A 26785-nucleotide genomic window follows, 5' to 3' on the forward strand; every position below is an offset into this window, starting at 1 on the left:
TCCGGCGCGGTGCGCGACCGCGTCGTCTCCGGGAAAGTAGGCGAGCTGGAAGGTGAGCGATGGCCGATAACATGTCCGAGGACCTCAAGGCCGGGGCGCTCGTCTACCACCGCCTGCCGCAGCCCGGGAAGCTGGAGATCCAGGCGACCAAGCCGCTCGGCAACCAGCGCGACCTCGCCCTCGCCTACTCGCCCGGCGTCGCAGCCGCCTGCATGGCGATCTACGACGACCCGCAACAGGCTGCCGAACTGACGATCCGCCAGAACCTCGTGGCGGTGCTCACCAACGGTACCGCCGTCCTCGGCCTCGGCGATATCGGCCCGCTCGCCTCCAAGCCGGTGATGGAGGGCAAGGCGGTCCTGTTCAAGAAGTTCGCCGGCATCGACGTGTTCGACATCGAGGTCGACCAGAAGGACGTCAACAAGCTCGTCGACGTCGTCTGCGCGCTCGGGCCGACCTTCGGCGGCATCAACCTGGAGGACATCAAGGCGCCGGAGTGCTTCGAGGTCGAGGAGCAGTGCCGGGCCCGGATGAACATCCCGGTCTTCCACGACGACCAGCATGGCACCGCGATCATCGTGGCGGCGGCGGTCCTCAACGGGCTCGAACTCGCCGGCAAGGCGCTTTCGGATGTCCGCATCGTCACCTCCGGCGCCGGCGCGGCGGCGCTGGCCTGCCTGAACCTGCTCGTCTCGCTCGGCGCGACCCGGGAGAACATCACGGTCACCGACATTAAGGGCGTGGTCTATAAGGGCCGCCCGGAGCTGATGGACCGGTGGAAAGACGTCTACGCCCAGGAGACCGAGGCGCGCACGCTGGCCGAGGTGATCCCGGGGGCGGACGTGTTCATCGGCCTCTCGGCCGGCGGCGTCCTGAAGCCCGAGCTGCTGGAGAAGATGGCGGACAAGCCGCTGATCATGGCGCTCGCCAACCCCTATCCGGAGATCATGCCGGACCTCGCGCAGGCCAAGCGCCCCGACGCGATGATCTGCACCGGCCGCTCGGACTTCCCGAACCAGGTCAACAACGTCCTGTGCTTCCCCTACATCTTCCGTGGGGCGCTCGATGTCGGCGCCACCAGCATCAACGAGGAGATGAAGCAGGCGGCCGTGAAGGCGATCGCGGCGCTCGCCCGCGAGACTCCCTCCGACGTGGTCGCGCGGGCCTATGGCGGCGAGGCACGGCCGTTCGGCCCGGAATCGCTGATCCCCAGCCCGTTCGACCCGCGCCTGATCGTGCGCATCGCCCCGGCGGTGGCCAAGGCCGCGATGGATTCCGGCGTCGCCGGCCGGCCGCTCACGGATTTCAACGCCTACGTCGACAGCCTCGACCGGTTCGTCCACCGGTCCGGCCTCATCATGAAGCCGCTGTTCTCGAAGGCGAAGGCCGACCCCAAGCGGGTGATCTACGCCGAGGGTGAGGACGAGCGGGTCCTGCGCGCCGTCCAGGCGATCGTGGAGGACAAGGTCGCGTTCCCGATCCTGGTCGGGCGCCCGCGCGTGGTCGAATCGCGCCTGAAGCGCTTCGGCCTCTCCATTCAGGAGGGTCGCGACTTCGAGCTGATCGATCCCGAGGACGATCCCCGCTACCGCGCCTACGTCCAGACCTATCTGGACGTCGCTGGCCGGCGCGGCATCACCCCGGATGCCGCCCGCACGCTCGTGCGCACCAACAACACCGTGATCGGCGCCATCGCGGTCCGGCGCGGCGAGGCCGACGCCCTGATCTGCGGCCTGGAGGGCCGGTTCGAGACCCGGCTCAGGATCATCCGCGACGTGATCGGCCTGGCACCCGGCATCGCCCAATGCGCCGCCATGAGCCTGATCGTGACCAGCGAAGGTGCGTACTTCCTGGCCGACACCCATGTCCGCCAGAATCCCACCGCCGAGGAGATCGCCGAGGTCGCCCAGGCCTGCGCCGGCCATGTCAGCCGCTTCGGCCTGACGCCCAAGATCGCCCTGCTGAGCCACTCGGATTTCGGGCAGTCGGATTCCCCCTCGGCCATGAAGATGCGGGAGGCGCTGGCGCTTCTGCAGTCGCGCGACCCGAACCTGATGGTCGACGGCGAGATGCAGGCGGATTCGGCGCTCTCCGAGCTGGTGCGCGACCGGGTGCTGCCGGGCTCGCGCCTCAAGGGCGCGGCCAACGTCCTGATCTTCCCGAACCTGGATGCGGCCAACATCGCGTTCCAGTTCGCCAAGGTTTTGGCGGACGCGCTGCCGGTCGGGCCGCTGCTGATCGGCCCGGCCAAGCCCGCCCACATCCTGACGCCGTCGGTTACGGCCCGCGGCATCGTCAACGTCACCGCCGCGGCCGTGGTCGAGGCGCAATCCGAGCCGGCGCCCCTGCCCGGGGGCGAAGCCGGCGCCGGCATGATCTCCGAGTGAACTGAGCGGAACGATCCCGGCAGCTTCGGCTGCAGGGATCGTTCCCAGTCGCGCCTTCACGCCGCCCGGACGGTGTCGAGGAAGCGGGACACCTCGGCGGTGAGGTGTTCGGATTGCCGCGACAGGTCGGTGGCCGCGCCGAGCACCTGGCTCGCGGCCTTGCCGGTTTCCTCCGCGGCACTGGCGACGCCGGCGATGTTGCTGGTGACTTCCCCTGCGCCCGCTGCCGCCTGCCCGACGTTGCGGACGATCTCCTGGGTTGCGGCCCCCTGCTCCTCGACCGCCGCCGCGATCGAGGTCGCCACGGCGTTGATGTCCCGGATCCGCGCCGTGATCGTGCCGATCGCCGTCACGGCCTGGCCGGTCGAGGCCTGCACCCGCGCGATCTGGCCGGAGATTTCCTCCGTCGCCTTGGCGGTCTGCTCGGCCAGCGCCTTCACCTCGGAGGCGACCACCGCGAAGCCGCGCCCGGCCTCTCCGGCCCGAGCCGCCTCGATCGTGGCGTTCAGCGCCAGCAGGTTGGTCTGCCCGGCGATGTTCGAGATCAACCCGACCACGTCGCCGATCCGCGCTACTGCGCTGCAGAGTTCCTGCACCAGCGCGCCGGTCTGCCCGGCTTCGGTGACCGCCCCCAGCGCCAGCTTGGCCGATCCGTCGACCTGCCGGCCGATCTCCTGCACCGAGGAACCCAGCTGCTCCGAGGCGGCCGCCACGGTGTTGACGTTGCTGGCCGCCTGCTCGGCCGCGGCGGCCACCGTCGTCGATTGGCTGGCCGTCTGGTTCGCGGTGGCCGTCAGGGTCTGGGCGGTCGCCTGGAGCTCGGCGGCCGAGGACGAGACCTGACCGATGATACCGCCGACCGACGTCTCGAAGGCTTCGGCCATCTGGCGCATGCCGGCCTTGCGTTGCTGCTCCGTTGCCAGGCGCGCTTCAGCGGCCGCGGTTTCCAGCTGACGGTTCCGGATCAGGTTGTCCTTGAACACTTGCACGGCCGCCGCCATGGGCCCGAACTCGTTGCGATACAGCCCGACCGGCACCTCCACGGAGGCGTCGCCCGCGGCGAGGTCCCGCATCGTTGTCGACATCGTCCTGATCGGCCTGAGCACGCCGGCGAAGATGACGACGAGGCCCAGGCCGACCAAGAGGACGACCGCCGCGAGGGCCGCGACGTTGCGGATCAGGATGCCGCGTGCCGCATCGGCCAGGAGGTCGGCGTGCTCGATCATATCGTCGAGGCTCGCGTAGGCGAGATCGACGATGGTGGCCTGCGTCTCGGTATTCCGCTGCCGCAGGTCCTGGAACGTCACGCTCGGCGGCGTTCCCTGGCTCAGGGCGTCGAACACGGCCTTCGCGATGGCCGCGTTCTCGCCCTGGAAGTTCTTGGCGTCGGCATTCTGGAACGCGGACCGAACCGTATCCGAGACGGAGGCGGCGGCCTCGGTGGTGACGGCCCAGGCCGTTTCCAACCGCGCCCGTTCCCCGGCAGCCGCCACGGTCTCGGGCAGGGTCCAGGAGGTGCCGGCCGCCAGCGACGTCTGGACCCGGAGGGCGACGTTTCCGATCGCGACCCGCGCCGCCCAGGCCGCACGCTTGAGGCCGAGATAACGCTGCAGGGCGGCGTCCGAACGGGGGATGGCGCCGTCCACGGCGTTCGTCGTTGCGGTCAGGGCATCGAGCAGCTCTTGATAGGCGGCGAGCATCGCGGGCATCAGCGTCGCGTCGCGTCGCTCCTTGGTGAGGCGCAGGGCCGCGTCGATGCGGGGGCGCAGCGCGTTCACGGCCTCGTGCGCTGCGTTCAGCCGCGTGACGGTCGCGGTCACCGCCGGAACGGTCTGCTCGTGCAGGAGGTCTTGGGCCCTGGCGAAACTCTCGATCATCGCCTGCCGGTTCGTCGCGATCGCCGACAGCGTGTTCGGCCCCGCGGGTTCCTGGCTACCCAGGGCGAGAGTCGAGCCGCGTTCGAGACGCAGTGGCAGGATCGTCTTGAGCAGGCGCCGACTCGTATGGGCCAGGGTGACGGCGAGATCGGCTTGCCGGGCCTGTTCCTGCGCAGAGACGAGCGCAGTCGTCGTATAGCTCAGCAACATCACCGCCAGAGCGGCGATCACCAAGCATAGGAGCGTCCGTATCGAGAACCGTCCAAGCCAACGCATGATCACAATCCGATGGCCGCCCACGGCCTCTGCAGATCCTGATACCTGAAACTTTCTTTCGATGCACCGCATCCTACTGATGCGATGGATTTGCTGTACTTTGAGGTTGAAGAACCAAATAATTATAATAAATGATTCAATAGTTATAGCTTGGACGATGTCATATTGTGCGGTGGTGCCGACAACTCATCGGCTGTTAATAGAGAATTTTTATGCTGGGGCCAAAGCTCCGCACCGTCGCAGCGGCGAGGCCGCGCGTTTGTCGCACGCAGGGCTTTCGTGGCGTGCCCCGGGACGTGATGACTGAAGTACCCGCTCGAACAGGCGTCCGCGGGCGCGATCCGGTTTCGGGTTCGGGTTCGGGCCGTCGTACCCGGCCGATCCGGCTCCAGAACCGGCGCGCCTGACAGGCCGGCCGCGTCGGGTCAGGCGGCGGTGTCGATCTCGATGCGCCCGTCCATCCCGACCACGCGGCCGAGTGCGCGCACCCGGTTCAGAAGGCGGTCGCTGGCGAGAGCGGCCCAATCCCGCGGCATCCGCAGCGTGACCCGGCCGTCCTCGACGAAGAGCGGCGCCCGGGTGAGCGCACCGTCCATGCCGGCCGAGATCGGGAACGCCACCCGGAGCATCGCGCCGAGCAGGCGGGCCCGCTCGAACAGGCGCGGACCCGCCACGGTCCGGAGGATTGGGTTGGCTTTTTCCGGGGCGAGGCCGCTGTGGCGGAGCGAGACGGCGAGGGCGAGATAGGCCCGTCCCGGATGGTCCACCCCCACGAAGGCGGCGTTCTGGATCGCCGCGATGCTCTGCTCGTCGCGGTAATCGGGGTGCGCGCGCCAGCCGACATCCGAGAGCAGGCAGCCCGCATGGCGCAGGCGGCGTTCGTCCGCGGTTTCGGGGCCGTCCAGCGTCGCCACGAACCGGTCCGTCCACGCGATCAACTCCTCGCCGTGGCGCGGCGCGCGGGAGCGCAAAGCGTTGAACTCCGCCGCCGAGGCGAGGAGCGGATCGACGAGTCGCGTGTCGCGGTCGAGCTGCTCGAACAGCAAGCCCTCCCGAACCCCGGAGGCCGAGATCGCGACTTCCCGCGGGCGCCCGACCCGGATGATCTCTTCGAGCACCACGGCGCCGTAGGCCAGGAGCGGGCGGCGCGCCTCCGAGATCGTGTCGACGTCCTGGAGCAGGCTGACATCCGTCTGCTCGACGATCTGCAGGAAGCTCATCTCGTCGGTGGGCTCCACCGCGTAGCCGTGCATCACGTGGACCGGGTAGCCGCGCGCCGCCTGATGCAGCCGCGCCAGGGCGCGCCAGGTACCGCCGACCGCGTAGAAGGTCCGGCCGCGCAGGGTCTCGAGCTGCGGCTCGGCCTTGCGCATATGCTCGCGCACGATCTTGGCGGCCTTCTTGATCGACCCGCCGGAGAGGTCCTGCAGGGCGAGGCCGCCGAGCGGCATGGTCACGCCCTGGCCGACCACGGTGCCGCGCACGTCCACCAGTTCGAGGGAGCCGCCGCCCATGTCGCCGACCACGCCATCCGGCGCGTGGAAGCCCGAGATCACGCCCATGGCGGACAGCTCCGCCTCACGGCGCCCCGACAGCAGCTGGATCTCCTGGCCGCAGGCGGCCTCGGCGGCGCGCAGGAAGTCCGGCCCGTTCTCGGCGTCCCGGGCCGCTGCCGTCGCCAGCACGAACACCCGGCCGACCCGCATGGTCTCGCACAGCACGCGGAACCGTCCCAGGGCGGTCAGCGCACGGTTGACCGCGTCCTCGTTCAGCCGGCCCGTGGTCAGCACGTTGCGGCCCAGGCCGCACAGGACCTTCTCGTTGTAGAGCGGCGTCGGCGCGCGGCTCAGGCCGTCATAGGCGACGAGCCGCACCGAGTTCGAGCCGATATCGATGATCGCCACCGGCGGCCGCGGATCGCGCGAAGGCCGGTCGGCGGAATGCGCGAGGGTGAGGTTGGCGCGAGGGCTGCCCAAACGTCCGAGTCCTTGATGGAACGTGGCCGGCCGGACCGGCGGGCCGCGTGTGCAATCCGGAGCCGCAACCGAGATCGGCTCCACGTCGATGATTCGCTGCGCTCGCGGCCGAACCGGGATCCCTGGCGACGGCGCAAGCTCTAAGCCCAATCGGGCCGGCAGAGCAACGTTTCGGCTGCCCGGCCCTTTTGCCGGGCGGAGTTTCCGGATGCAGACCCGCACAACATGGTCCCGAAACCTGTCGAGCGTCCCGCGCATCGGCCGGTGCACTTAGGCGCGCTGAGCCCGACGGCTCAGAGCGCGGGGACTCGACTTCTTCGATGCCTTGCCCCGGCCGGAAAGACTTGGATTCGTCATGAAGTACTTGTGCGCGTTGAACGGTTCCTCACCGTCCGCCGGCTGGATCCGCTCGCAGCCCCCGGAGGCCAGCAGCCGCCAGCTCTGACGGTTGTCCAGGAGGTTGGCCAGCATGATCTGGTCGAGGACCTGCTGGTGCACGGTCGGGTTCGTGATCGGCAGCATAGCCTCGACCCGGCGGTCGAGGTTGCGGCTCATCAGGTCGGCCGACGAGATGTAGATCGTCGCCTTCGGGTGCGGCAGCCCGACGCCGTTGCCGAAGGCGTAGATCCGCCCGTGCTCCAGGAAGCGCCCGACGATCGACTTGACCCGGATCGTCTCGGACAGCCCCGGGATGCCCGGCCGCAGGCAGCAGATGCCGCGTACCACGCAATCGATCTGCACACCGGCCGAGGACGCATCGTACAGCGCGTCGATGATCTGCGCGTCGACGAGGGAGTTGCACTTGATCCAGATCGCCGCCGGCCGGCCGGCCTTGGCGTGGGCGACCTCGGCCTCGATGTTCTCCAGCAGCCGGTTCTTCATCGTCAGGGGCGAGACCGACATCCGCTCCAGTTCGGCGGGCTCGGCGTAGCCGGTGATGAAGTTGAAGATCCGCGAGACGTCCCGGGCGATCGCCGGGTCGGCCGTGAAGAACGACAGGTCCGTGTAAACGCGCGCCGTGATCGGGTGATAGTTGCCGGTGCCGACATGGCAGTAGGTCACGAGCTTGTCGCCCTCGCGCCGGACCACCAGCGACAGCTTGGCGTGGGTCTTCAGCTCGACGAAGCCGAACACCACCTGCGCGCCAGCCTTCTCCAGGTTGCGCGCCCAGCGGATGTTGGCCTCCTCGTCGAACCGGGCCTTCAGCTCGACGAGCGCAGTGACCGACTTGCCGAGTTCGGCGGCCTCCGCGAGCGCCGCGACAATCGGGGAGTTCGACGAGGTGCGATAGAGCGTCTGCTTGATCGCCACGACGTTCGGGTCCCGGGCCGCCTGGGCCAGGAACTGCACCACCGAATCGAAGGATTCATAGGGGTGGTGGACGATGAAGTCCTTCTGGCGGATCGCCGCGAACACGTCGCCGCCGCTCTCGCGGATCCGCTCGGGAAAGCGCGGGTTGTAGGGCTTGAATTTCAGGTCCGGCCGGTCGATCCCGACGATCTGGGACAGCTCGTTGAGGGCGAGCATGCCCTCGATCAGGAAGATCGCGTCCGCTGAAATCTCGAGTTCGTCGGCGACGAAACCGCGGAGGTCTTCGGACATGCCGGATTCGACCTCGAGGCGGATCACGACGCCCCGGCGGCGCTGCTTCAGGGCGGTCTCGAAATGCAGGACGAGGTCCTCTGCCTCCTCCTCGATCTCGAGATCCGAATCCCGCACCACCCGGAACGCGCCGCTGCTCTTGACCAGATAGCCCGGGAACAGCCGACCGGTGAACATCCCGATCACCTGCTCGATCGAGATCAGGCGCGCGGCGGTCTCACTCTGGCTGGTGGGCAGGCGAACGAACCGATCGATGACGCCGGGAACCCGGATCAGGGCCCGCAGCAGCCGGCCGTCGCGCGGCCGCACCAGCGCCAGCGCGATGGTGGTGCCGAGGTTGGGGATGAACGGGAACGGGTGCGCCGGATCGATCGCGAGCGGCGTCAGGACTGGTGAGACATGGTTGAGGAAGTATTCCTCCAGCCAGGCGGCCTGCTCGGCGGTGAGGGCGGCGGGCTCGACAATCTCGATCTCGGAGTCCTGCAGTTCCACCCGCAGCTGGCGCCAGCGCGCCTGCTGGTCGGCGGCGAGCCGCGCCACCTCGATACCGATCCGGTTCAGTTGCTCGGACGGGGTCAGCCCATCCTGGGACGGGAGCGTCAGACCGGCCCGGACCTGGTCGATCAGGCCGGCCACGCGGACCATGAAGAACTCGTCGAGGTTGTTCGCCGAGATCGATAGGAAGCGCAGGCGCTCCAGAAGCGGATGGTTCGGGTTGGAGGCCTCCTCCAGCACCCGGCGGTTGAATTGCAGCCAGGACAGCTCGCGGTTCACGAACCGCTCGGGGGAATGCCGGAGCGAGCGCCCGGCCTCGACCACGGGTTCCCGCGCCGCGCCGGCCGGCTGCTCCACCGGTGCCGCCGGGACGGCGGGCCATTCGTCGGCGGTATCGATCGGTACAGGCTTCGTCTCAGCGGTTGCACCGGGTGCCGTGGCGGCCATCGCTTTCGGGTTGGTGTCGCTCGTCACCGCAGCGCTCTTGACGGCCGCGCTTTTGGCGGCCGCGCTCCGCGAGGCCGTACGAGAGCCGGGAGCGCGCGCTCGCGGAGCCGGTGCGCTCGCATCGGCCGTGTCCTCGGCCGGTTGGCTCGATGCGGCCGTGCGGTTGGCCGGCGCGCGCCTTGCGGCGGGGCGGCGTGGGGCCGGATCGGTCGCGTCGGGCCGACGGGGCTCCGCGGCCTCGTCGGCGGCGTCGCGGTCCATGGGCTTCTGCGTCGATTCCATTCCGATTCCTGTCCTTGCCGCTGCCGGCGCGTCTACCATTCTACACCCGTAGCTTTCACGACGCTTTCGTGACGGCCACGGCTTTCCGCTTCTAAGCGTCCGGATCGATCTCGTCGTCGAACCCCATGCGGCGTAGCACGGCCAGCGCCAGGGGCCGGCTGATCCGCCGGCCGCGTCCGAGCGCGTCCCGATCCAGTTCGGCGACGAGATCCCGCGCGCGTCCCAAGGAGCGGTCGATCCGCAGCGCCAATGCCTCGATCACGCTGAGATCCACCACCAGCTGACGGTCGACGAACAGCTTGACCAGGACGGCGCGCAGCAGCGCGTCGTCCGGCGCCTCGATGGCGATGCTCGGCGCCAGGCGCAGCCGCGAACGCAGGTCCGGCGTCACGAGGCCCAGGGCGTCGATGCCGGAGGCACTGGTCAGCAGGACCGGACACGCCCGCTCGCGGGCGCGGTTGAGCAGATGGAACAGGGCCGCCTCGTCGCGCCCGTCTGCGCGATCGATATCCTCGATCACCAGCGCGCCGTTCGAGACGAGGTGCTGGACCGCATCCGCCCCGATTTCGGAGGCTGCGGCCCTCCAGGCATGGGCCCGCTCGGCCCAGATCGCCGCGAGGTGGCTCTTGCCGCTGCCCGAGGGGCCGGTCAGCACCAGCACGCTGTCGGGCCAGTCCGGCCAGGCTTCGACCAGCGCGTAGGCCGCCTCGTTCGCCGGCCCGACCAGGAAGTCCTCGCGGCCGTACCGGGGATCGAGGGGCAGGTCGAAGGCCAGCTGCCGGGGTGGTGCGTTCTCGCGCATGGGGTGCCCAGATCGATCGTTCAGGATGACCGCGTCTTGGTGGCGGTCAAGGTCCGGCCGGCCTCGTCGTTCAGGTCGATCAGCACCGGTTGCTCGGCATGATAGAGGCGGCTTTGAAGATAGCGCTTCAGGGCGAACCGCACGAGTACGCCGAGCGAGGCCGCCACCGGCACCGCGAGCAGCAGGCCCACGAAGCCGAACAGGGTTCCGAAGGCGAGCAGCGCGAACATCAGCCAGACCGGATGCAGGCCGGTCGACTCGCCCACCAGTTTCGGAGCTATCACGTTGCCCTCGAGGAACTGGCCGATCAGGAACACGCCCACGGTCAGCCCCAGATGCAGCCAGTCCGAGGACGGCCAGAACTGCACCAGGGCGACCCCGACCGAGAGCATGAAGCCGGTGAGCGTCCCGACATACGGGATGAAGGTCAGGAGGCCGGCGATCAGCCCGATCAGAACCCCGAAATTGAGCCCGACCAGCCAGAGGCCGACGGCGTAGAAGCTGCCGAGGATCAGGCAGACCAGGGTCTGGCCGCGCACGAAGCCGGTGATCGCGCCGTCGATCTGGCGTGCGAGGTCGCGCACCGTGGCCCGGTGCCGGGGGGGCACCCAGCTGTCCAGAGCCGCCATCATCCGATCCCAGTCGACAAGGATGTAGAAGGCCACGACCGGGGTCACCACCAGCAGCGACGCGATCGAGATCAGCGCCTGGCTGCCGGACCAGATCGACTTCAGGAACGCGAGCAGCCACGCGCCGCCCTGGCTCGCCAGCGTGCCGACGGAGGATTGCAGCTCGGTCAGCACGTTGTCACCGCCGACGCGCTCCAGCAGCGGCCCGGCGCGTTCGGCGATGATCCCCTGGAGCCGCGAGACCATCGCGGGCAGCGCGTTCACCAAGCCCGCGACCTGGTTGGCGGTGAGCGGGATCAGGATCAGCAGCGACACGATCAGCGCCACGACGAACAGCGCCAGGATCAGCAGGCTCGCGGCGAGGCGGCCGAGGCCCAGGCGCTCCAGGCGGTCCGCCAGCGGATCGAGCAGGTACGCCAGCGCGATGCCGGCCACGAACGGCAGCATCACCTCGCGCAGCAGGTAGACCAGGAGGCCGAGGGCGACGAGGCTCCCCAGCCCGATGACAGCCCGTGCGCGCATGATGTCGTCCCCCCTCGGGCCGCATAGCACGCCCTGTCGCAGAGTGGAGATCGGGCAGGTCCCGATCAAGGCACGCGCCAGCCGACTCGCGCAGCGCGCTGGAAGCCGCTAGAGCGGACCCGATGATGACCGGGACGACGCTGGCATGACCGCCAAGGATGGACAGGGACTGACCTACGCGGAGGCGGGCGTCGATATCGACGCCGGCAACGCGATGGTCGAGACGATCAAGCCGTTGGTGCGCTCGACGCGGCGGCCGGGGGCGGATGCCGAGATCGGCGGCTTCGGCGGCCTGTTCGATCTGAAGGCCGCGGGGTTCCGCGACCCGATCCTGGTTGCGGCCAACGACGGCGTCGGCACCAAGGTCAAGATCGCGATCGAGACCGGTCGCCATGACACGATCGGCATCGATCTGGTGGCGATGTGCGTCAACGACCTCGTGGTCCAGGGCGCCGAGCCGCTGTTCTTCCTGGATTATTACGCCACCGGCAAGCTGGTGCCCGGCGTCGGCGCCGACATCGTGCGCGGTATCGCCGAGGGCTGCCGGCAGGCCGGATGCGCACTAATCGGCGGCGAAACCGCCGAGATGCCGGGCCTTTACGACGGCTCGGATTACGACCTCGCCGGCTTCTCGGTGGGCGCTGCCGAGCGCGGCACGCTGCTGCCGAAGCCCGGTATCCGACCCGGCGACGTGGTGCTCGGCCTGCCCTCCTCCGGCGTCCATTCCAACGGCTTCTCGCTCGTCCGCCGCATCGTCGCCAAGACCGGCCTGGGCTGGGACGCGCCGGCCCCGTTCGACGCGAGCCGCAGCCTCGGAGACGCCCTGCTGGAGCCGACCCGGATCTACGTGAAGCCCCTGCTGTCCGCCCTGGAGGCGACCGACGGCATCCGCGCGCTCGCGCACATCACCGGCGGCGGCTTCCCCGACAACCTGCCTCGGGTGCTGCCGGACGATATCGGCATCGCCATCGACCTCGACGCCATCACCCCGCCCCCGGTGTTCGGCTGGCTCGCCCGCGAGGGCGGTGTCGCCGAGGCGGAGATGCTGCGGACCTTCAACTGCGGCATCGGCATGGTGGTGATCGCCGCCGCCGAGGCGGTCGACGACGTCGACGAGGCCCTGACCCGGGCCGGCGAGGCGCCGGTGCGCCTTGGCCGGATCACCGCGCGCGGCTCCGAGCCCGTGACCTTCAGCGGACGCCTCGCGCTCTGATGGCCGCCCCCCGGAAGACCCGCGTCGCGGTCCTGATCTCGGGCCGCGGCTCGAACATGGTCGCGCTGATCGAGGCTGCGAAGGATCCGGCCTACCCGGCCGAGATCGTGCTGGTCCTGTCCAACCGTCCGGATGCCGCCGGCCTTACGCGGGCGACGGCGTCCGGGATTCCGGCCCGGGCGATCGACCACACCGGTTTCCGGGATCGGGCCAGCTTCGATGCCGCCCTCGACGCCGCGCTCCGGGCCGCCGACATCGACCTCGTCTGCCTTGCCGGATTCATGCGGATCTTCACGCCGGACTTCGTGGCCGGCTGGGCCGGGCGGATGCTCAACATCCACCCCTCGCTGCTGCCGCTGTTCAAGGGGACCCACACGCACGCCCAGGCGCTCGAAGCCGGCGTGCGGCTGCATGGCTGCACGGTTCACTTCGTGGTGCCCGAACTCGATGCCGGGCCGATCGTGGCGCAGGCCGCGATCCCGGTGCGCCAGGGCGACGACCCGGACAGTCTCGCCGATCGGGTGATCGTCGAGGAGCGGCGGCTCTATCCCGCGGTGCTGGCGCTGGTGGCCGGGGGACGTGCCCGGCTGGAGGGCGACCGCGTCGTCATCGCCGACACCGCACCGGACGGCGTCCTGTTCAGCCTGTAACGGGGATTCCGAAGGGACAGGTCCCTTCGGCGGGGTCCGGGGCAGCGCCCCGGGAGGGTCAGATCGGCCGCTGCAGCTTGCAGCTGTCGAGGGCCGAGAGGGCCTTGGCGCGTGCGGAATCGTTGAAGTAGCCCGTGGTGCGGTAGGCCTCGACCTCGGATTCGTCGAGGCTGCGCAGGGTCTGACGGGCGTAGCAGCCGCAGGGACGCTCGAGGGACGCCTCGGGGGCGCTGGTCAGCCGGGCCTGGACGACCGTGCAGGCGTGGCGCACGCGGCCTTCGAGGCTGGCCTTCGTGGCCGTCTTCAGCGCCGGATCCGGCTCGTACTGCTGGAACGGGGCCGGGGATCCGCCCGCGAGGGCGGCGGTCGCGCCGATCGCGATCAGGCCGGACGCGATCAGCAGGGGCAGGCGGCGCATCGTCATGGTCTTGGCGGTCCAGGGCTGAGGGTCAAATAACCTCGGCCGTTGGACGCCGCGGGGCGCCGCTCCGTCAATGACGGACCGGACACACCGGGCGGCATTCACCCCGCTGCCGGGGGGAATGCGACGGGATGGCGGAACGGTGTGCCCGACCCGCCACCCCGGCCTCCGCTTCAGGCGGCGATATCGGAATCCTTGAAGAACTGCGCGATCTCGAGCTTGGCGTTCTCGGCGCTGTCCGAGCCGTGCACGGTGTTCTCACCGACGGACTCGGCAAACCGCTTGCGGATCGTGCCCTCGGCGGCCTGGGCCGGGTTCGTGGCGCCCATCACTTCGCGGTACTTGGCGACGGCGTTCTCGCCCTCGAGCACCTGCACGACCACCGGGCCGGAGGTCATGAAGCTGACGAGCTCGCCGAAGAAGGGCCGCTCCTTGTGGACCTCATAGAACTTTTCGGCCTGCTCCTTGGTCAGGCGGATGCGGCGCTGGCCGACGATGCGCAGGCCCGCCTCCTCGATCACCGCGTTCACGGCGCCGGTCAGGTTGCGCCGGGTGGCGTCGGGCTTGAGGATCGAGAAGGTGCGCTCGGTGGCCATGGTGTGTCCGGTCTGTCTGTGAAAAAGGCGGAGGGTGCGCGCCGGGCTGACGGGCGCATCTCAGGCGCGAAAATTTCGCTTCCGCCGCAGGCTTATAGCGGGCGCCCTACCGGGCCTCAAGCGGCGCACGGACTGGGCTCTGCCGGCGATCTGCGGCGTCGCGCCGAATCCGGGAGCCGAAGCTCAGGCGGTGGCCGAGCTCTTCCTCGAACGCGCGGCTTTCTTCCGCGGGCCGGCAGCCGGCATCGCGAAGGTCGCATCCGGCCTGCCCGGCAGGCTGACGACGATCCTGACCTTTCCGCCGAGGGCGGAAGCGATGCGGGCGATGGTGGAAACCTGCATGTCCGCGGACGGATTACGTTCAAGCTTGGCCACGTAGGCCTGAGAGGTCTCCAGCGCCTGCGCCAGTTCTGCCTGCGTCATCCCCATGTCGCGCCGGAATTGCGCCAAGGTTCGGCTCTCCTGGACAAGCAGGTCCGCATGGGCCTGGATCTCCGCCTGATCGTCTGGGGAAAACTCCGCCAGGATGTCGGTGAGCGGTACGATGGTTCCGCGCTGCGCGTCCTTTGTCATCTGAAGCCCTCCGTCATCGCTTCGGCGTCCTTCTGCTGCTGCGTTGCGAACGGGTATGCGCGGCCGATTGTGTGGTCCGGGACGAAACCATTTCGCTTGATGCCGCGTGAAACGCGCATCCGCCGTCGCGATCATTTGATTGTAGACAAGCGCCGAAGATCGACCGCCCTTCGATGCGGCTGCGAGCACGATCGCCCTGCGCGTCACATCGAATGCGTAGGCCACGCGCCATTCGACCTTGTTCACGGTCGGACGCAGTTCTTTCATGTTCGCGTGCTTCGAGCTTTTGAGGGTGTCGGCCATGGGACGGCCCAGCTGCGGGCCTTCGCTGCCGAGGGCCAAGGCATAAGCCGCGATCGTTTTTCGGGCTTCAGCATCGAACGCGGCGAACTCCGCGCGAAAATCCACGTCGAAAGCGACCGCCCACGTCAATGCCGTGCCGTCCGACCTGATTATAACTCATGAGTTATATCGTCAAGGGCGTGCGTTAGCGAGTCCTGCGCTGGCGTTGAGTGTCGCCCGCGCGGCGGCTTTGCCAACAGGCGAAACAAACTCAGCCGTGGCTCTGCCGCAACACCGCCGAAAAATCGCCTGATTGCGGCGGCTCACTCGGCCCAAGCCGATTTCGTCCGCCCCTCAGGCGCCTTCGGTGCCCAACATACGGAGACGAACCATGCGCCTCGCCCTCAGCACCACCCTCCTGCTCGCCGGACTCTCGGCCGCCGCCGCCGATACCGGGAAGGATCCGTCCGGCACGTGGCTCACCGGCGATGGCCGCGCCAAGATCCGCATCGACCGCTGCGGCCTCGGCCAGAAGCTCGTCTGCGGCAAGGTGGTCTGGCTCAAGGCACCCACCGCCGAGAACGGCGCCGCCAAGACCGACGTGAAGAACCCCGATCCGAAAAAGCGCAGCCGTCCGGTGATCGGCCTGCAGCTCATCGACGGCCTTAAGCCCGACGAGGAGAAGTTCACCGGCGAACTCTACAACATCGAAGAGGGCAAGGTTTATACCGTCAGCCTGGAGCGCGAGAGCGAGGCCGAGCTCAGCGTCTCGGGCTGCATGCTCAAGGTGCTCTGCGGCTCGCAGACCTGGACGCGGGTTCCGGACGTGAACCAGCAGGCCGCCAACAAGAACTGAGGCTTAGATCGCCGCGAGGCCGCGCTGGACGGCCGGCCTCGCCAGCACGGAGTCCAGCCAGCGCGCCACGTTCGGCAGGGCGGCGATCTCGACGCCCTGCTTGAAGTTGAGCTTGGCCCAGGTCACCGTCGCGATGTCGGCGATGGAATAGTCGCCCGCGAGGTAGTCCCGACCCTCGAGCCGGCGCTCCAGCACCCCGTAGAGGCGGTTGGCTTCGGCGGTGAAGCGCTCGATGGCGTACGGCACCTTCTCGGACGCGTAGATCTTGAAGTGGTGCGTCTGCCCGAGCATCGGGCCGAACCCGGCCACCTGCCAGAACAGCCACTCGTCCACGGCCACCCGGGCGCGCTCGTCCGTCGGGTAGAACTGGCCGGTCTTGCGACCGAGATACTGCAGGATTGCTCCCGATTCGAACACCGTGATCGGCTGCCCGCCCGGCCCGTCCGGGTCGACGATGGCCGGGATCTTGTTGTTCGGTGAGATCGCCAGGAAGTCGGGCGTGAATTGCTCGTTCTTGCCGATGTTGACCGGAACCACGCGGTACGGCAGCCCGCACTCCTCGAGCATCACCGGAATCTTCCAGCCGTTCGGCGTGCTCCAGGTATGGACGTCGATCGGCCGCCCGGACACCGCTGCCATCTTGATCTGCTCCTCGACCGATCACACGGCGGCGCGGCGTTCCCCCGCCGATCTCGGACACTGCCGGCAGTGAAGACGATTTCCCGGCCGCGCTCAAGGGCGTCGATTGCGACGGGCTCACGTTTCCGAGAGCGCGCAGCTGTCTTGTTGGCGAAAGCTGCCGCGCCCTTGTCCGAAGCGTGGCCGTCCGGCGAGATTGCCCCCTGGAATCATTGTGATCCCGGGGGGAGTCTCGATGTTCGATCGTCGTGTGCGGATTGCGGTGCTGATAGCGCCGCTCTTTTTGGTCCAGCCGCTTCTGGCGAAGGAGGCGCCGGCTCCGACCGCGAGCGAGGCCCCCGCGGGCAAGGAGCCGGCCACCCGGGAGCCGGCCGCCAAGGAGCCCTCCACGAAGGCGCCGAGCGCCGGGCAGAGCGCGGCTCGCGAACGGCAGAAGACGTGCGGCGCCCAGTGGCGCGCCCTCTCCGACGCTCAGAAGACCACTCAAGGGCCGAAATGGCCGCAATACTGGAGCAGCTGCAACAAGCGGCTGAAAGGCGGCGACAAAGCTTGACAGCAACGCGAACCGCCGCACCTCTCGTTCGTTGCTGGTTTGAACGGGAGCGTGGGTGGAATTCGGTGCTGACATGACGGATCGGCAGGCACTCCGGCCGTCTGCGGCATACCCGGCAGCCGATCGGTGCGCGTGGTCTATGCCGTCGTGCAGGCGTTCCTCCCGGTATGGGTATCGCCCCTGCGCAAGCACGCCGGACCCGGTACAGCATGGCTGAGGTCTCGGCCCATGCCGGCTCGCCCCGGCAGGCGACAATCGGCGACCGACTGATCGGCTTCCTCGATGCCTGGGTGCCCAAGCCCGCGGCCTGGGCGTTCGCCCTGCGGATCTGGATCGCCATGATGCTGGCCCTGGCTGCCGCGTTCTGGCTCCAACTCGACAGCGCCTCGTCGGCGGCCACCTGCGTGGCGATCCTCGCGCAGCCGAAGCGCGGGCAGGCGATCTCCAAGGGCGTCTACCGGCTGCTGGGCACGCTGATCGGCGCCGCCGTATCGATCCTGTTCATGGCGCTGTTCGGCCAGGACCGGGTCCTGCTGCTGCTCTCGTTCACGGTCTGGCTCGGGCTGTGCGTGTTCACCGCGCAGTACCTCCAGGACACGCGCGCCTACGGGGCGATGCTGTCGGGCTACACGGTGGCGATCGTCGCCCTCGGCCAGATCGACGAGCCGCAAGGCACCTTCGATGCCGCGGTCTCCCGCGTCGCCGTGATCGTGCTGGGCATCATCGTCATCACCTTCATCAACGACGCCCTTGCCTCGCCGAGTACCTGGCGGACGCTGCTGCCGCAGTTGCGCAAGGCCTGGGACGACACGCGCGCCTACGCCCGCGAGACCCTGTCGGACGGCGATCTGGGTGCATCGCGGACCGCCGCGCTGATCCGCACCATCGCGCCGATGCGGGCCGATGCCAGCGCCATCGCGGGCGAGCTCGACGACGGACCCTGGCGGGCCGCGGGCGCGCGCAGCTGCATCGCGGCGCTCTACGTCCTGGCGGCTGCGGTCCGCGCGGTCGCTGCGGCCTCCGCCTGCTTGCGCACGCGGAGCCCTGCGGTGGAGGAGGCGCTCGCGATCTGCCGCCGCGTCGCCGAGGATCCCGACCCCGAGACGCTCCAGCGGGACGACGCCCGACTGCGGGATCTGATGGACGCCGCGATCCGCGACGGCAAAAGGCCCCTCGACGAGGTCGTGGTCCTGCAGCGTGCCCTCGACGTCGCCTGCGCGGCCACCTTCGCGCAGGACGGGATCCAGGCGGTGGCCGACGGCCATCGGCCCTTGCGCGACGCCAGGCTGCCGACGCACCGGGATTTCCCGGTGGCCCTGCGCGGGGCCCTGCGGGTGGCGATCGGCTTTGCCATCACGGCCGCCGCCTTCGTGGCTCTCGGGCTCCCGCAGGCATCCTTCGCGCTGGTCCAGGTGGCGTCCACCGCGGCGCTCTCGTCAGTAACGCCCGATCCCAAGAAGTTCGCGAACGGCGTGGTCATCGGGATGACGCTGGCGGCGACGTTCGCGGGCATCGCGCGGTTCGTGTTCCTCGACGGCGTCCAGGGCTTCCCGATGCTCGCCATCGTGATGGCGCCGGTGATCTTCCTCGGCTGCTTCCTGTCGTTGAATCCGAAGACTTTCGGAATCGGCTTCATCGTGATCGTGTTCTTCCCCGTACTGCTGGGCCCGTCCAACCCGCAGAGCTACGACGCCCAAAGCTTCCTGCTGAACGCGTTTCTGGTCGTGATCGCCGCCATCGTCCTGTCGATCGTGGTCCGCCTGCTCCTGCCGGTCACGCCGGAGCGTCAGCGGGTCTACGCCCTCGATTCGGCCCAGCGGTCGCTGGCCGACGCCCTGGTCGGCGAAGGCGGGGACGCGACCACCCGCACGAGCCTCAACGCGGACAGGCTGTTCCAATTCGCCGGCTACAGTTCAGGCAGCGGGGCGGTGCGCCGGGCGAGCCTGTCGCACGCCTTCGCGCTGGCCCGGCTCGAAGCCTCGGCCGCGCGGGCCCATGCGGAGCTGCGGCGGCTCTGGTCGGTCGAGCCGTTGCGGGCCGCGATCCAGCAGGCCAGGGCCGGCCTCGCCACCGGCGACGACAGGGCGCTGGAGAGCGCCGCACGGGACCTGATCCGGGCAGCCTCCCAGGAGGACCGGGTTCTGCGGTTGACGACGGCGCGGGCCGCCAGTGACCTGGTGACCGCGGCCCGAACCATCGCGCGCCATCGACGCGTCCTGCGGCGCCTCGATATCGCATTGTTCTAACTTAGGGTTTGGCGCGAAACCGACATGTATGAGGATATCCATATCGGTGGGGTCCTGGTCTCCTCGTTCGTCGCGTATGCGCTTGCGGCCTTCGTGATCCTCCTCGGCCTGCGTTGGGTCTTTGCCCGGATCCGGTTCAGCCGCTACGTCGCCAACGCGCCGCTCGCCGAGGCCGGCATCTACGTCTGCGTCCTCGCCCTCCTGATCGCGTTCATCTGATGCCTGCCACCACCGCCGACGAGGACGATCCCAGAGCCGCTCACCGCGAGGAGGCGCCGCGCCCGGCCGATCCGCCGCCCCTCACCGCGCAACGGGGCCGCGCCGGGAAGGTCCTACGGCTGGCCGCCACGGGCGTGATCCTGCTCGTCGCCTTCGCGGCCGCCTGGTTCGTCTGGGAGTTCTATGTGGCGGCGCCGTGGACCCGGGACGGCCGGGTCCGCGTGCAGGTCGCCAACGTCGCCCCGCAGGTCTCCGGGCAGATCGTGGCGCTGCGCGTGCAGGACAACCAGCTCGTCCGGAAGGGCGACCTGCTCTACGTGATCGATCCGATCGATTTCGAGGTCAACGTCACCTCGGCCGATGCCGAGGTGAAGAACCGCGAGGCCGACCTCCAAGTGAAGAATGCGCAATCCGCGCGGCGCCAGGCGCTCACCACCGTGTCGACGTCGGTCGAGGAGAAGCAGCAATACGCCGGCACCGCCAAGATCGCCGAGGCGGCGCTGGAGAGCGCGCAGGCGCAGCTGCGGCAGGCCAAGGTCAACCTCGAACGGACCCAGGTGAAATCCACGGTGAACGGCCGCGTCACCAACCTGCTGATGCGGGTCGGTGATTACGCCCGCACGGGCACCTCGAACATCAGCATCGTGGATACGGACTCGTTCTGGATCGACGGTTATTTCGAGGAGACCAAGATGGCCAACATCCATGTCGGCGATGCGGCCGACGTGAAGCTGATGGGCTACGATCCGCATCTCACGGGGACGGTCGAGAGCATCACGCTTGGTATCTCGACGGCGAACGCGGCGGCGAGCACCCAGGGCCTGCCGGACGTGAACCCGGTCTATACCTGGGTGCGCCTCGCTCAGCGCGTCCCGGTCCGCGTCCGCATCGACCGCAAGCCCGCCGACGTGCCGCTGGTGGCCGGCATGACCGCGACCGTGGTGGTGGGTGATGGCCGCGCGCCGATGCCGACATGGTTCATGGACCTGCGCAACCGGGTCTCGGGCCTGATCTCCGGCCCGTCCGGCCCGCAGGTCGAAGCCGATCGACCCTGATCCCGGACCTCGACAGGGTTGGTCCTGAAGGGCCCGAAACGCGCGCCGATCAGGAGGCGCCCTCGTTGCGGACCGTATTCAGCGCGGCAGGCCTGCTGTGTGCGGCGGGCCGAGCCGTCGCGGCCCGCGAGACGGCCGCGGTGTTCGACGTCCAAATCTCCAACTTCTCCCCCGTGCCGGGCGACGAGGCCAACCGGGCGCGGCTCGAACGCACCAGCGACCAACTGCGCGACCTGCTCCGGAAGATGGGTCTGTCCGTGGTCGCGCCGACCGACCCGGTGAAAGACGAGGTCGCCTGGAGCGCAAGACCTACGCCGCTGCAGCGGCTGCGTCGGTGTCTTCGCCCGCAAGCTCGGCGCCGCCATCGCGATCACCGGGGAGGTCGAGAAGGTTTCGAACCGGATCTTGAACCTGAATGTCTATGTCGAGCCGGTTTCCGGAAACGCTCCGGAGAGCGCCTATAGCGTCAACCTGCGCGGCGACACGGACGAGTTCTTCGAGCGCGGCATCGGGTTTCTGGTTGAGGACGACAGGGGTGCCGGCCAGTGAGATGCGGTCGATCCAGACGGGCACGAGACAAACTTTTGCGGTGCCGAGCCCCGGCCCGTAAGTCTTTGATTCGGCTGTCCCGCGCTGCGAAGGATGCGGGGGGGTTCTTGGAAAATCGAGCCTGGCCGGAAATCGGGTGTTGACGGGCATCTGAAGGCGGCGCAATCTTCGGATGTGTTCAGCGATAGTGAACACAAACCGGAGAGATGGCCGGCACGTCGGGGATGTGTTGGTCCAGATCAGCTTCCGGAAGCTGGAGGAGACAGGGATGACTCCACCGCAGCGTGACGCCGCCTAGACGGCTTCGGGACAGGTTCGGCCCGGAATCCAGCGGCATCAGACGAACAACCGGACGGAGGCGGCCTTAGGGGCGCAGAAGCGGCCAAGCAATGGCTCGTCTTCGAATGCGCGAAAGGCCCCACATCGCGCCGCTTCCGCCGCGGTTCCCATCAGGTCCAGATTGGCTCTCCACCGCCCGGCATCGCCGCGGCGGTCACACCACTTGGCGCGATGAACGCCGCCCGCGATGGCCGGACGACGTATCCGCGGCTGAGATGACGGCGCCGACCGGACTCGAACCCCTCGCGCCGACATCCCTGGCTCGTGACAGGAACCGGCAAGGCGGACGTCGCATCACCAAGCGGCGCGCGCTTTGCCGATCTCACTTCAGGCGATGCCGAGCTTGTCCTTCAGCAGGGCGTTAACCGCCGCCGGGTTCGCCTTGCCGCCGGTGGCCTTCATGGTCTGGCCGACGAACCAGCCAAGCAGGGTCGGCTTTTCCTTGGCCTGGGCGACCTTGTCGGGATTGGCCGCGATGATCTGGTCGATCGCCGCCTCGATGGCGCCGGTGTCGGTGACCTGCTTCATGCCGCGGCTCTCGACGACGGCGCGCGGGTCGCCGCCCTCGGTCCAGACGATCTCGAACAGGTCCTTGGCGATCTTGCCGGAGATGACGCCCTCGCCGATCAGGTCGACAATCCCCCCGAGCTGGTCGGCCGAGACCGGCGTGGCGTCGATCGAGAGCCCCTCCTTGTTGAGGCGGCCGAAAAGCTCGTTGATCACCCAGTTGGCCGCGGCCTTGCCGTCGCGACCCTTGGCGACCGCCTCGTAATAGTCGGCCGAGGCGCGCTCGGCCACGAGCACGCCGGCATCGTAGGGGGATAGGCCGTAATCCTTCACGAACCGCGCCTTCTTGGCGTCCGGCAACTCCGGCAGGCCGGACGCCAGCGCGTCGACGTAGGCTTGGTCGAACTCGAGCGGCAGCAGGTCGGGATCGGGGAAGTAGCGGTAATCATGCGCTTCTTCCTTGGAGCGCATCGAGCGGGTCTCACCCTTGCCCGGATCGAACAGGCGGGTCTCCTGGTCGATCTTGCCGCCGTCTTCCAGGATCGCGATCTGGCGCCGGGCCTCGATCTCGATCGCCTGGCCGATGAAGCGGATCGAGTTGACGTTCTTGATCTCGCAGCGCGTGCCCAGCGGCTCACCCGGGCGGCGTACCGAGACGTTCACGTCGGCGCGCAGCGAGCCCTTCTCCATGTCGCCGTCGCAGGTGCCGAGGTAGCGCAGGATCGTGCGCAGCTTGGTCACGTAGGCCTTGGCTTCCTCAGACGAGCGCAGGTCCGGCCGGGAGACGATCTCCATCAGCGCCACGCCCGAGCGGTTGAGGTCGACGAAGCTGCGCAGCGGATCCTGATCGTGCAGCGACTTGCCGGCATCCTGCTCCAGGTGCAGCCGCTCGATGCCGACCGTGATCGACGTGCCGTCGGCCATGTCGACCAGCACCTCGCCCTCGCCGACGATTGGGTCCTTGTACTGCGAGATCTGGTAGCCCTGCGGGAGATCCGGGTAGAAGTAGTTCTTCCGGTCGAACACCGAGCGCAGGTTGATCTGCGCCTTCAGGCCGAGACCGGTCCGCACCGCCTGGGCGACGCATTCGGCGTTGATCACCGGCAGCATGCCGGGCATCGCGGCATCCACCAACGAGACGTGGTCGTTCGGCTCGGCCCCGAACTCGGTCGAGGCGCCGGAGAACAGCTTCGCCTGGCTGGAGACCTGGGCATGGATCTCCATGCCGACGATCACCTCCCAGTCGTGCAGGCCGCCCTTGATCAGTTTCTTGGGGTCGACAGGTGCGTTCATGGTGGTCCGGGCCAGGATGTGATGCGGTCTCCGCACGATCCGATTCACGACCGCATCCTGAGGTGCTGCGCAGCGGCCTCGTGGGCTCGTTCGCGGCCCCCTTGGTAGGCGCGCGTGCGCGGTCACCTCAGGATGCGGTCGCGGATGGGATCGCGCGGTGTGCCGCTGTCCTACTCTCGAGAAGCACTTACGGGCCGCTTCGCGGAAGAATCAAGCGCGCCGGGCGATCGTCCGCCGGGCGCCATAGGCGAGCATGGCCCAGAGCAGGGCGGCGATCGTCCGTACCGGGAAGAAGGTCGGCCCGTCATGGGTGATCGGCGCCGGCCACGGGATCCCGGCCGCGCTCACCGCCCAGGAGAACAGGACCGAGAATCCGAGCGCCGCGATCGCCGCAATGAAGACCTTGCCGAACTGGCTGGCGGTCCAGCCGAGATAGACCGCCACCACGATCAGCGCCGGATCGAACGCGGCCCATATCCAGACCGTCCAGGGATAGAAGGGGACTGTCATGCCCACCAAGGCTCGGGCAGGGTCGTCCGGCCGGCGGCTTGCTCGATCACCTGGGCGACCGCGAACAGCGTCTCCTCGTCGAAGGGACGGCCGATCAGCTGAAGGCCGAGGGGCAGGCCCTGGCCGTCGATGCCGGCCGGGACGGCGATGCCTGGCAGCCCCGCCATGTTCACCGTCACGGTGAACACGTCGTTGAGGTACATCTCCACCGGGTCGGCCGACGCCTTCTCGCCGATCCCGAAGGCCGAGGACGGCGTTGCCGGGGTCAGGATCGCGTCGATCCCGGCCGCGTAAGCCTCCTCGAAGTCGCGCTTGATCAGGGTGCGGATCTTCTGGGCGCGGACGTAATAGGCATCGTAGTAGCCGGCCGAGAGCACGTAGGTGCCGATCATGATCCGGCGCTTGACCTCGCGGCCGAAGCCGGCGGCGCGGGTGTTCTCGTACATCCCGGCGATGTCCTTGCCGGGTACGCGCAGGCCGTAGCGGACGCCGTCGTAGCGCGCGAGGTTCGAGGACGCCTCGGCCGGGGCGACGATGTAGTAGGCCGGCAGCGCCGAGGAGGTGTGCGGCAGGGAAATCTCCCTGATCGTCGCGCCGGCATCCTTCAGCCAGGCTGCGCCGTCGTCCCAGAGCTTCTGGATCTCGGGCGGCATGCCGTCGACCCGGTACTCCTTGGGGATGCCGATGGTCAGGCCCTTCACGCCGCGGCTGACCGCGGCCTCGAAGTCCGGCACCGGGAGGTCGACGCAGGTGGTGTCGCGCGCATCCGGACCGGCCATCGAGCCGAGCAGGATCGCGCAGTCCCGCACCGTGCGCGCGATCGGGCCGGCCTGGTCGAGGGAGGACGCGAAGGCCACCGTACCCCAGCGCGAGCAGCGGCCGTAGGTCGGCTTGATCCCGACCGTGCCCGTGAAGGCGGCGGGCTGGCGGATCGAGCCGCCGGTATCGGTAGCGGTGGCGCCCAGGCACAGCCGCGCCGCCACGGCGGCGGCCGAACCGCCGGAGGACCCGCCCGGCACCAGCTGCGCCTCGGAGCCCTTGCGCCGCCAAGGCGAAACCACGTTGCCATAGGCGCTGGTCTCGTTGGACGAGCCCATGGCGAATTCGTCGAGGTTCAGCTTGCCCAGCATCACGGCGCCGTCGCGCCAGAGGTTTGCCGAAACGGCCGATTCGTAGTGCGGCACGAAGGTTTCGAGGATCTTGGAGCCCGCGGTCGTGGTGACGCCCTCGGTGCAGAACAGGTCCTTGATCCCGAGCGGGATGCCCTCGAGCGGGCGCGCCGCACCGGCCGCGATCTTCTGGTCCGCGGCATCCGCCATCGCGAGGGCGCGGTCCGGCGTCTCCAGGATGTAGGCGTTCAGGGCGCGGGCCTTGGCCATCGCGTCGAGATGGGCCTGGGTCAGCTCGCGGGCCGAGATCCGCTTCGCCTTGAGGGCGTCGCGCGCCTCGGCCAGGGTGAGTTCGTTCGGATCCACGCTGTTCCCGTCCTCGCGCGCCACGGCGCGCATGCCCGCCAGAATGTTTGCTTCGCCGAAGGCTGGATGCAGCCTACTCGACGACCTTCGGAACCAGGAAGTAATTGTCTTCGGTCTCGGGGGCGTTGGCGACCACGTCCGCGGCGCGGCCACCCTCGGTGACCACGTCCTCGCGCTTCTTCATCGCCATCGGGGTGACCGAGGTCATCGGCTCGACGCCGCTCACGTCGATGGCGCCGAGCTGCTCGACGAAGGCCAGGATGGCGTTCAGCTCACCCTGCAGCGGACCGACCTCGTCGTCGGTGACCGCGATCCGCGCCAGATGCGCGATGCGCCGAACCGTCTTCTCGTCGACCGACATGCCGTCCCGTTCGTCCCTGCCCGGGAGGCATCCCCGGCGCCGGCCGCGCTATAGCACTGCGGTTCGACGCGCCGCAACGCGGGCGTTGGAGCCGGCCCGCCCCTCACGACGGCGGGCGAGGGGCGCGCCGAACGCCTCTTTCCGGACGGTAGCGGCTGGATTTCGGAAAAAGACGATGCGGACCAACGATCTAGCGCATCGTGCCGGTTCCGCTGCCCGGCGCGATGCGCTAGGTCACCACGTGGTTCGGCGTGACCGACATCTCGATGGTGATGCCGGCCGGGCGCACGGGCCGGAAGACCGATTGCGAGGCGCCGAAGACCAGGACTTCGAAGGCCAGGACCAACATCCAGCAGTGCTTGCGGGTCACGGATCGTTTGCGGCTGGGCTGGGCCGGAGTGCAGGGCTGGCCGATCGTCGTCATGGCGATACCCGGAGTGTGGATTAACGAGGTCTTAACCTACCTATTCGCGAACGGCTCCGGGCGCATCCGGGTCGATCTACGGAGAGCGTTAACGCTGTGGACGGTGGAGTGGCTGTGATGTGGGAGTCTGTGTTCACGAGCCTGGCGGCGGGGTTCACGGCGCAGGGGGCCGACCTCGACCGCGCCGCGGCGGAGCTGGGCTTCCCCCTGCCCGCCTCCTACCGCAGCTTCTGCGAGACCTGCGGCATCGGCCTGGCGGGCGGGCAGTTCCGGATCGCCGTTCCGTCGCCGTACGAGGCCAGCGATCTGGCCACCCAGGCCGGGGTGATCGCCATCAGCGTCGGCAACGCCGTGGCGATGCTGGAGGATGGCGGGGAACCGCACCGCTTCGATGTCGAGGACGGCGACCCGGCGGTGATCGAGCGCGCGTGCTTCTTCGGCGCCGGCGAGGACGGCAGCTTCCTGTTCTGGGACGTCTCCGGCACCGGAGAGGAATACGACATCTGGCTGCTCGCGCCCGACCTCGAGACGGTGCGGTTCGGCGGCGAGAGCCTGGCCGACTTCTTCACCCGGGTGACCGGACCCTCCGCCGCCCTGGTCCTGGGCCCCGGGTCGGCGTCGCTCCCCGCCGGGTTCGAGGGGATCTCGGAGGCCACGCTGGCGCGGGGCGCCGGGGTCGCTTAGAGCATCGCCCAGGGTCGGAATCCTGAATGATGCTCTCAGTTTTTA

23 protein-coding genes and 1 pseudogene are annotated in these 26785 nt (G+C 68.8%); 10 read left to right on the forward strand and 14 right to left on the reverse strand.

What is annotated here, in order from left to right; all coding sequences use genetic code 11:
- Window positions 1–59 precede the first annotated feature (59 nt).
- Window positions 60–2387 carry an NADP-dependent malic enzyme gene (locus tag AC0IY0_RS10545; protein ID WP_147906589.1) on the forward strand — a complete coding sequence of 776 codons (2328 nt, stop codon included), beginning with the start codon at window positions 60–62 and terminating at the stop codon, window positions 2385–2387.
- A 56-nt stretch (window positions 2388–2443) separates the two neighbouring features.
- Here AC0IY0_RS10545 and AC0IY0_RS10550 read toward each other — a convergent pair whose 3' ends face one another.
- The 5 genes from AC0IY0_RS10550 to AC0IY0_RS10570 form a co-directional block, all read right to left on the reverse strand.
- Window positions 2444–4540, reverse strand: coding sequence for a methyl-accepting chemotaxis protein (locus tag AC0IY0_RS10550; RefSeq protein WP_471763751.1), 2097 nt, complete (start codon window positions 4538–4540; stop codon window positions 2444–2446).
- Window positions 4541–4965: 425 nt separating this feature from the next.
- Window positions 4966–6516, reverse strand: a complete 1551-nt coding sequence (ppx, locus tag AC0IY0_RS10555) for an exopolyphosphatase (RefSeq protein WP_471763752.1) — start codon at window positions 6514–6516, stop codon at window positions 4966–4968.
- Between the two features lie 270 nt (window positions 6517–6786).
- On the reverse strand, window positions 6787–9060 hold the full coding sequence (locus AC0IY0_RS10560) for an RNA degradosome polyphosphate kinase (RefSeq protein ID WP_471763890.1): 2274 nt from the start codon (window positions 9058–9060) through the stop codon (window positions 6787–6789).
- 373 nt (window positions 9061–9433) lie between these two features.
- On the reverse strand, window positions 9434–10144 hold the full coding sequence (locus tag AC0IY0_RS10565; protein ID WP_471763753.1) for a P-loop NTPase family protein: 711 nt from the start codon (window positions 10142–10144) through the stop codon (window positions 9434–9436).
- Window positions 10145–10164: 20 nt separating this feature from the next.
- Window positions 10165–11295: an AI-2E family transporter gene (locus AC0IY0_RS10570; RefSeq protein WP_419830412.1), complete on the reverse strand. Its 1131-nt coding sequence runs from the start codon at window positions 11293–11295 to the stop codon at window positions 10165–10167.
- A 145-nt stretch (window positions 11296–11440) separates the two neighbouring features.
- Here AC0IY0_RS10570 and purM point away from each other — a divergent pair, with 145 nt between their 5' ends.
- Window positions 11441–12508, forward strand: coding sequence for a phosphoribosylformylglycinamidine cyclo-ligase (gene purM / locus AC0IY0_RS10575; protein ID WP_147937878.1), 1068 nt, complete (start codon window positions 11441–11443; stop codon window positions 12506–12508).
- Window positions 12508–13158 (forward strand): phosphoribosylglycinamide formyltransferase, encoded by a 651-nt coding sequence (gene purN / locus AC0IY0_RS10580; RefSeq protein ID WP_471763754.1) that lies wholly within the window; start codon window positions 12508–12510, stop codon window positions 13156–13158. Before purM ends, purN begins: the two co-directional genes overlap by 1 nt.
- Window positions 13159–13216: 58 nt before the next feature.
- Here purN and AC0IY0_RS10585 read toward each other — a convergent pair whose 3' ends face one another.
- From AC0IY0_RS10585 to AC0IY0_RS10595, 3 genes are all read right to left on the reverse strand, one after another.
- Window positions 13217–13582 (reverse strand): hypothetical protein, encoded by a 366-nt coding sequence (locus AC0IY0_RS10585; protein ID WP_147856475.1) that lies wholly within the window; start codon window positions 13580–13582, stop codon window positions 13217–13219.
- 170 nt (window positions 13583–13752) lie between these two features.
- On the reverse strand, window positions 13753–14175 hold the full coding sequence (gene ndk / locus AC0IY0_RS10590; RefSeq protein ID WP_471763755.1) for a nucleoside-diphosphate kinase: 423 nt from the start codon (window positions 14173–14175) through the stop codon (window positions 13753–13755).
- A gap of 183 nt (window positions 14176–14358) precedes the next feature.
- Complete coding sequence (locus AC0IY0_RS10595; protein ID WP_471763756.1) at window positions 14359–15180, reverse strand: type II toxin-antitoxin system RelE/ParE family toxin; 822 nt, start codon at window positions 15178–15180, stop codon at window positions 14359–14361.
- Window positions 15181–15421: 241 nt separating this feature from the next.
- Between AC0IY0_RS10595 and AC0IY0_RS10600 the strand changes: the two genes are divergently transcribed.
- A complete protein-coding gene (locus tag AC0IY0_RS10600) occupies window positions 15422–15886 on the forward strand; it encodes a DUF2147 domain-containing protein (RefSeq protein ID WP_147937881.1) in 465 nt (154 codons plus the stop codon).
- Between the two features lie 3 nt (window positions 15887–15889).
- Here the strand turns inward: AC0IY0_RS10600 and AC0IY0_RS10605 are convergent, their stop codons facing one another.
- A complete protein-coding gene (locus AC0IY0_RS10605; RefSeq protein ID WP_147906577.1) occupies window positions 15890–16525 on the reverse strand; it encodes a glutathione S-transferase family protein in 636 nt (211 codons plus the stop codon).
- Between the two features lie 235 nt (window positions 16526–16760).
- On the opposite strand from AC0IY0_RS10605, the gene AC0IY0_RS10610 reads away from it, so the two are divergent.
- The 5 genes and pseudogenes from AC0IY0_RS10610 to AC0IY0_RS10630 form a co-directional block, all read left to right on the forward strand.
- Complete coding sequence (locus AC0IY0_RS10610; protein WP_471763757.1) at window positions 16761–17078, forward strand: hypothetical protein; 318 nt, start codon at window positions 16761–16763, stop codon at window positions 17076–17078.
- Between the two features lie 209 nt (window positions 17079–17287).
- Complete coding sequence (locus AC0IY0_RS10615) at window positions 17288–19324, forward strand: FUSC family protein (RefSeq protein ID WP_471763758.1); 2037 nt, start codon at window positions 17288–17290, stop codon at window positions 19322–19324.
- A gap of 24 nt (window positions 19325–19348) precedes the next feature.
- Window positions 19349–19543, forward strand: a complete 195-nt coding sequence (locus AC0IY0_RS10620) for a DUF1656 domain-containing protein (protein ID WP_147906574.1) — start codon at window positions 19349–19351, stop codon at window positions 19541–19543.
- On the forward strand, window positions 19543–20598 hold the full coding sequence (locus tag AC0IY0_RS10625) for an HlyD family secretion protein (RefSeq protein ID WP_471763760.1): 1056 nt from the start codon (window positions 19543–19545) through the stop codon (window positions 20596–20598). Before AC0IY0_RS10620 ends, AC0IY0_RS10625 begins: the two co-directional genes overlap by 1 nt.
- A gap of 360 nt (window positions 20599–20958) precedes the next feature.
- Window positions 20959–21147 (forward strand): annotated as a pseudogene (locus AC0IY0_RS10630) (DUF2380 domain-containing protein); the annotation flags it as partial.
- Window positions 21148–21813: 666 nt separating this feature from the next.
- On the opposite strand, the gene gatB reads toward AC0IY0_RS10630, so the two are convergent.
- The 5 genes from gatB to AC0IY0_RS10655 form a co-directional block, all read right to left on the reverse strand.
- On the reverse strand, window positions 21814–23286 hold the full coding sequence (gene gatB / locus AC0IY0_RS10635) for an Asp-tRNA(Asn)/Glu-tRNA(Gln) amidotransferase subunit GatB (RefSeq protein WP_471763761.1): 1473 nt from the start codon (window positions 23284–23286) through the stop codon (window positions 21814–21816).
- Window positions 23287–23496: 210 nt separating this feature from the next.
- Window positions 23497–23796: a hypothetical protein gene (locus tag AC0IY0_RS10640; RefSeq protein ID WP_147906571.1), complete on the reverse strand. Its 300-nt coding sequence runs from the start codon at window positions 23794–23796 to the stop codon at window positions 23497–23499.
- The gene (gatA, locus tag AC0IY0_RS10645) at window positions 23793–25304 is read right to left on the reverse strand and encodes an Asp-tRNA(Asn)/Glu-tRNA(Gln) amidotransferase subunit GatA (RefSeq protein ID WP_471763762.1); all 1512 of its coding nucleotides are present in this window, start codon (window positions 25302–25304) and stop codon (window positions 23793–23795) included. The genes AC0IY0_RS10640 and gatA overlap by 4 nt, the downstream gene beginning before the upstream one ends.
- A 40-nt stretch (window positions 25305–25344) precedes the next feature.
- A complete protein-coding gene (gatC, locus tag AC0IY0_RS10650) occupies window positions 25345–25632 on the reverse strand; it encodes an Asp-tRNA(Asn)/Glu-tRNA(Gln) amidotransferase subunit GatC (RefSeq protein WP_147906569.1) in 288 nt (95 codons plus the stop codon).
- Between the two features lie 229 nt (window positions 25633–25861).
- Window positions 25862–26056, reverse strand: a complete 195-nt coding sequence (locus AC0IY0_RS10655) for a hypothetical protein (protein WP_147906568.1) — start codon at window positions 26054–26056, stop codon at window positions 25862–25864.
- A gap of 117 nt (window positions 26057–26173) precedes the next feature.
- On the opposite strand from AC0IY0_RS10655, the gene AC0IY0_RS10660 reads away from it, so the two are divergent.
- Entirely contained in the window at window positions 26174–26740 is a 567-nt protein-coding gene (locus AC0IY0_RS10660; RefSeq protein ID WP_471763763.1) for an SMI1/KNR4 family protein, read from the forward strand.
- Window positions 26741–26785 lie beyond the last annotated feature (45 nt).

The sequence above is a fragment of the Methylobacterium sp. AC315 genome (assembly GCF_979253755.1).

Bases quoted from the DNA above. Each gene is read 5' to 3' on its own strand.
- AC0IY0_RS10605 (WP_147906577.1), bottom strand. From the start codon at position 16,525: ATGGCAGCGGTGTCCGGGCGGCCGATCGACGTCCATACCTGGAGCACG.
- AC0IY0_RS10545 (WP_147906589.1), top strand. From the start codon at position 60: ATGGCCGATAACATGTCCGAGGACCTCAAGGCCGGGGCGCTCGTCTAC.
- AC0IY0_RS10660 (WP_471763763.1), top strand. From the start codon at position 26,174: ATGTGGGAGTCTGTGTTCACGAGCCTGGCGGCGGGGTTCACGGCGCAG.
- AC0IY0_RS10615 (WP_471763758.1), top strand. From the start codon at position 17,288: ATGGCTGAGGTCTCGGCCCATGCCGGCTCGCCCCGGCAGGCGACAATC.
- gatA (WP_471763762.1), bottom strand. From the start codon at position 25,304: ATGCGCGCCGTGGCGCGCGAGGACGGGAACAGCGTGGATCCGAACGAA.
- gatC (WP_147906569.1), bottom strand. From the start codon at position 25,632: ATGTCGGTCGACGAGAAGACGGTTCGGCGCATCGCGCATCTGGCGCGG.
- purN (WP_471763754.1), top strand. From the start codon at position 12,508: ATGGCCGCCCCCCGGAAGACCCGCGTCGCGGTCCTGATCTCGGGCCGC.
- AC0IY0_RS10640 (WP_147906571.1), bottom strand. From the start codon at position 23,796: ATGACAGTCCCCTTCTATCCCTGGACGGTCTGGATATGGGCCGCGTTC.
- AC0IY0_RS10610 (WP_471763757.1), top strand. From the start codon at position 16,761: ATGTTCGATCGTCGTGTGCGGATTGCGGTGCTGATAGCGCCGCTCTTT.
- ndk (WP_471763755.1), bottom strand. From the start codon at position 14,175: ATGGCCACCGAGCGCACCTTCTCGATCCTCAAGCCCGACGCCACCCGG.
- purM (WP_147937878.1), top strand. From the start codon at position 11,441: ATGACCGCCAAGGATGGACAGGGACTGACCTACGCGGAGGCGGGCGTC.
- AC0IY0_RS10625 (WP_471763760.1), top strand. From the start codon at position 19,543: ATGCCTGCCACCACCGCCGACGAGGACGATCCCAGAGCCGCTCACCGC.
- AC0IY0_RS10565 (WP_471763753.1), bottom strand. From the start codon at position 10,144: ATGCGCGAGAACGCACCACCCCGGCAGCTGGCCTTCGACCTGCCCCTC.
- AC0IY0_RS10570 (WP_419830412.1), bottom strand. From the start codon at position 11,295: ATGCGCGCACGGGCTGTCATCGGGCTGGGGAGCCTCGTCGCCCTCGGC.
- AC0IY0_RS10550 (WP_471763751.1), bottom strand. From the start codon at position 4,540: ATGCGTTGGCTTGGACGGTTCTCGATACGGACGCTCCTATGCTTGGTG.
- AC0IY0_RS10585 (WP_147856475.1), bottom strand. From the start codon at position 13,582: ATGACGATGCGCCGCCTGCCCCTGCTGATCGCGTCCGGCCTGATCGCG.
- AC0IY0_RS10620 (WP_147906574.1), top strand. From the start codon at position 19,349: ATGTATGAGGATATCCATATCGGTGGGGTCCTGGTCTCCTCGTTCGTC.
- AC0IY0_RS10655 (WP_147906568.1), bottom strand. From the start codon at position 26,056: ATGACGACGATCGGCCAGCCCTGCACTCCGGCCCAGCCCAGCCGCAAA.
- AC0IY0_RS10560 (WP_471763890.1), bottom strand. From the start codon at position 9,060: ATGGCCGCCACGGCACCCGGTGCAACCGCTGAGACGAAGCCTGTACCG.
- gatB (WP_471763761.1), bottom strand. From the start codon at position 23,286: ATGAACGCACCTGTCGACCCCAAGAAACTGATCAAGGGCGGCCTGCAC.
- AC0IY0_RS10600 (WP_147937881.1), top strand. From the start codon at position 15,422: ATGCGCCTCGCCCTCAGCACCACCCTCCTGCTCGCCGGACTCTCGGCC.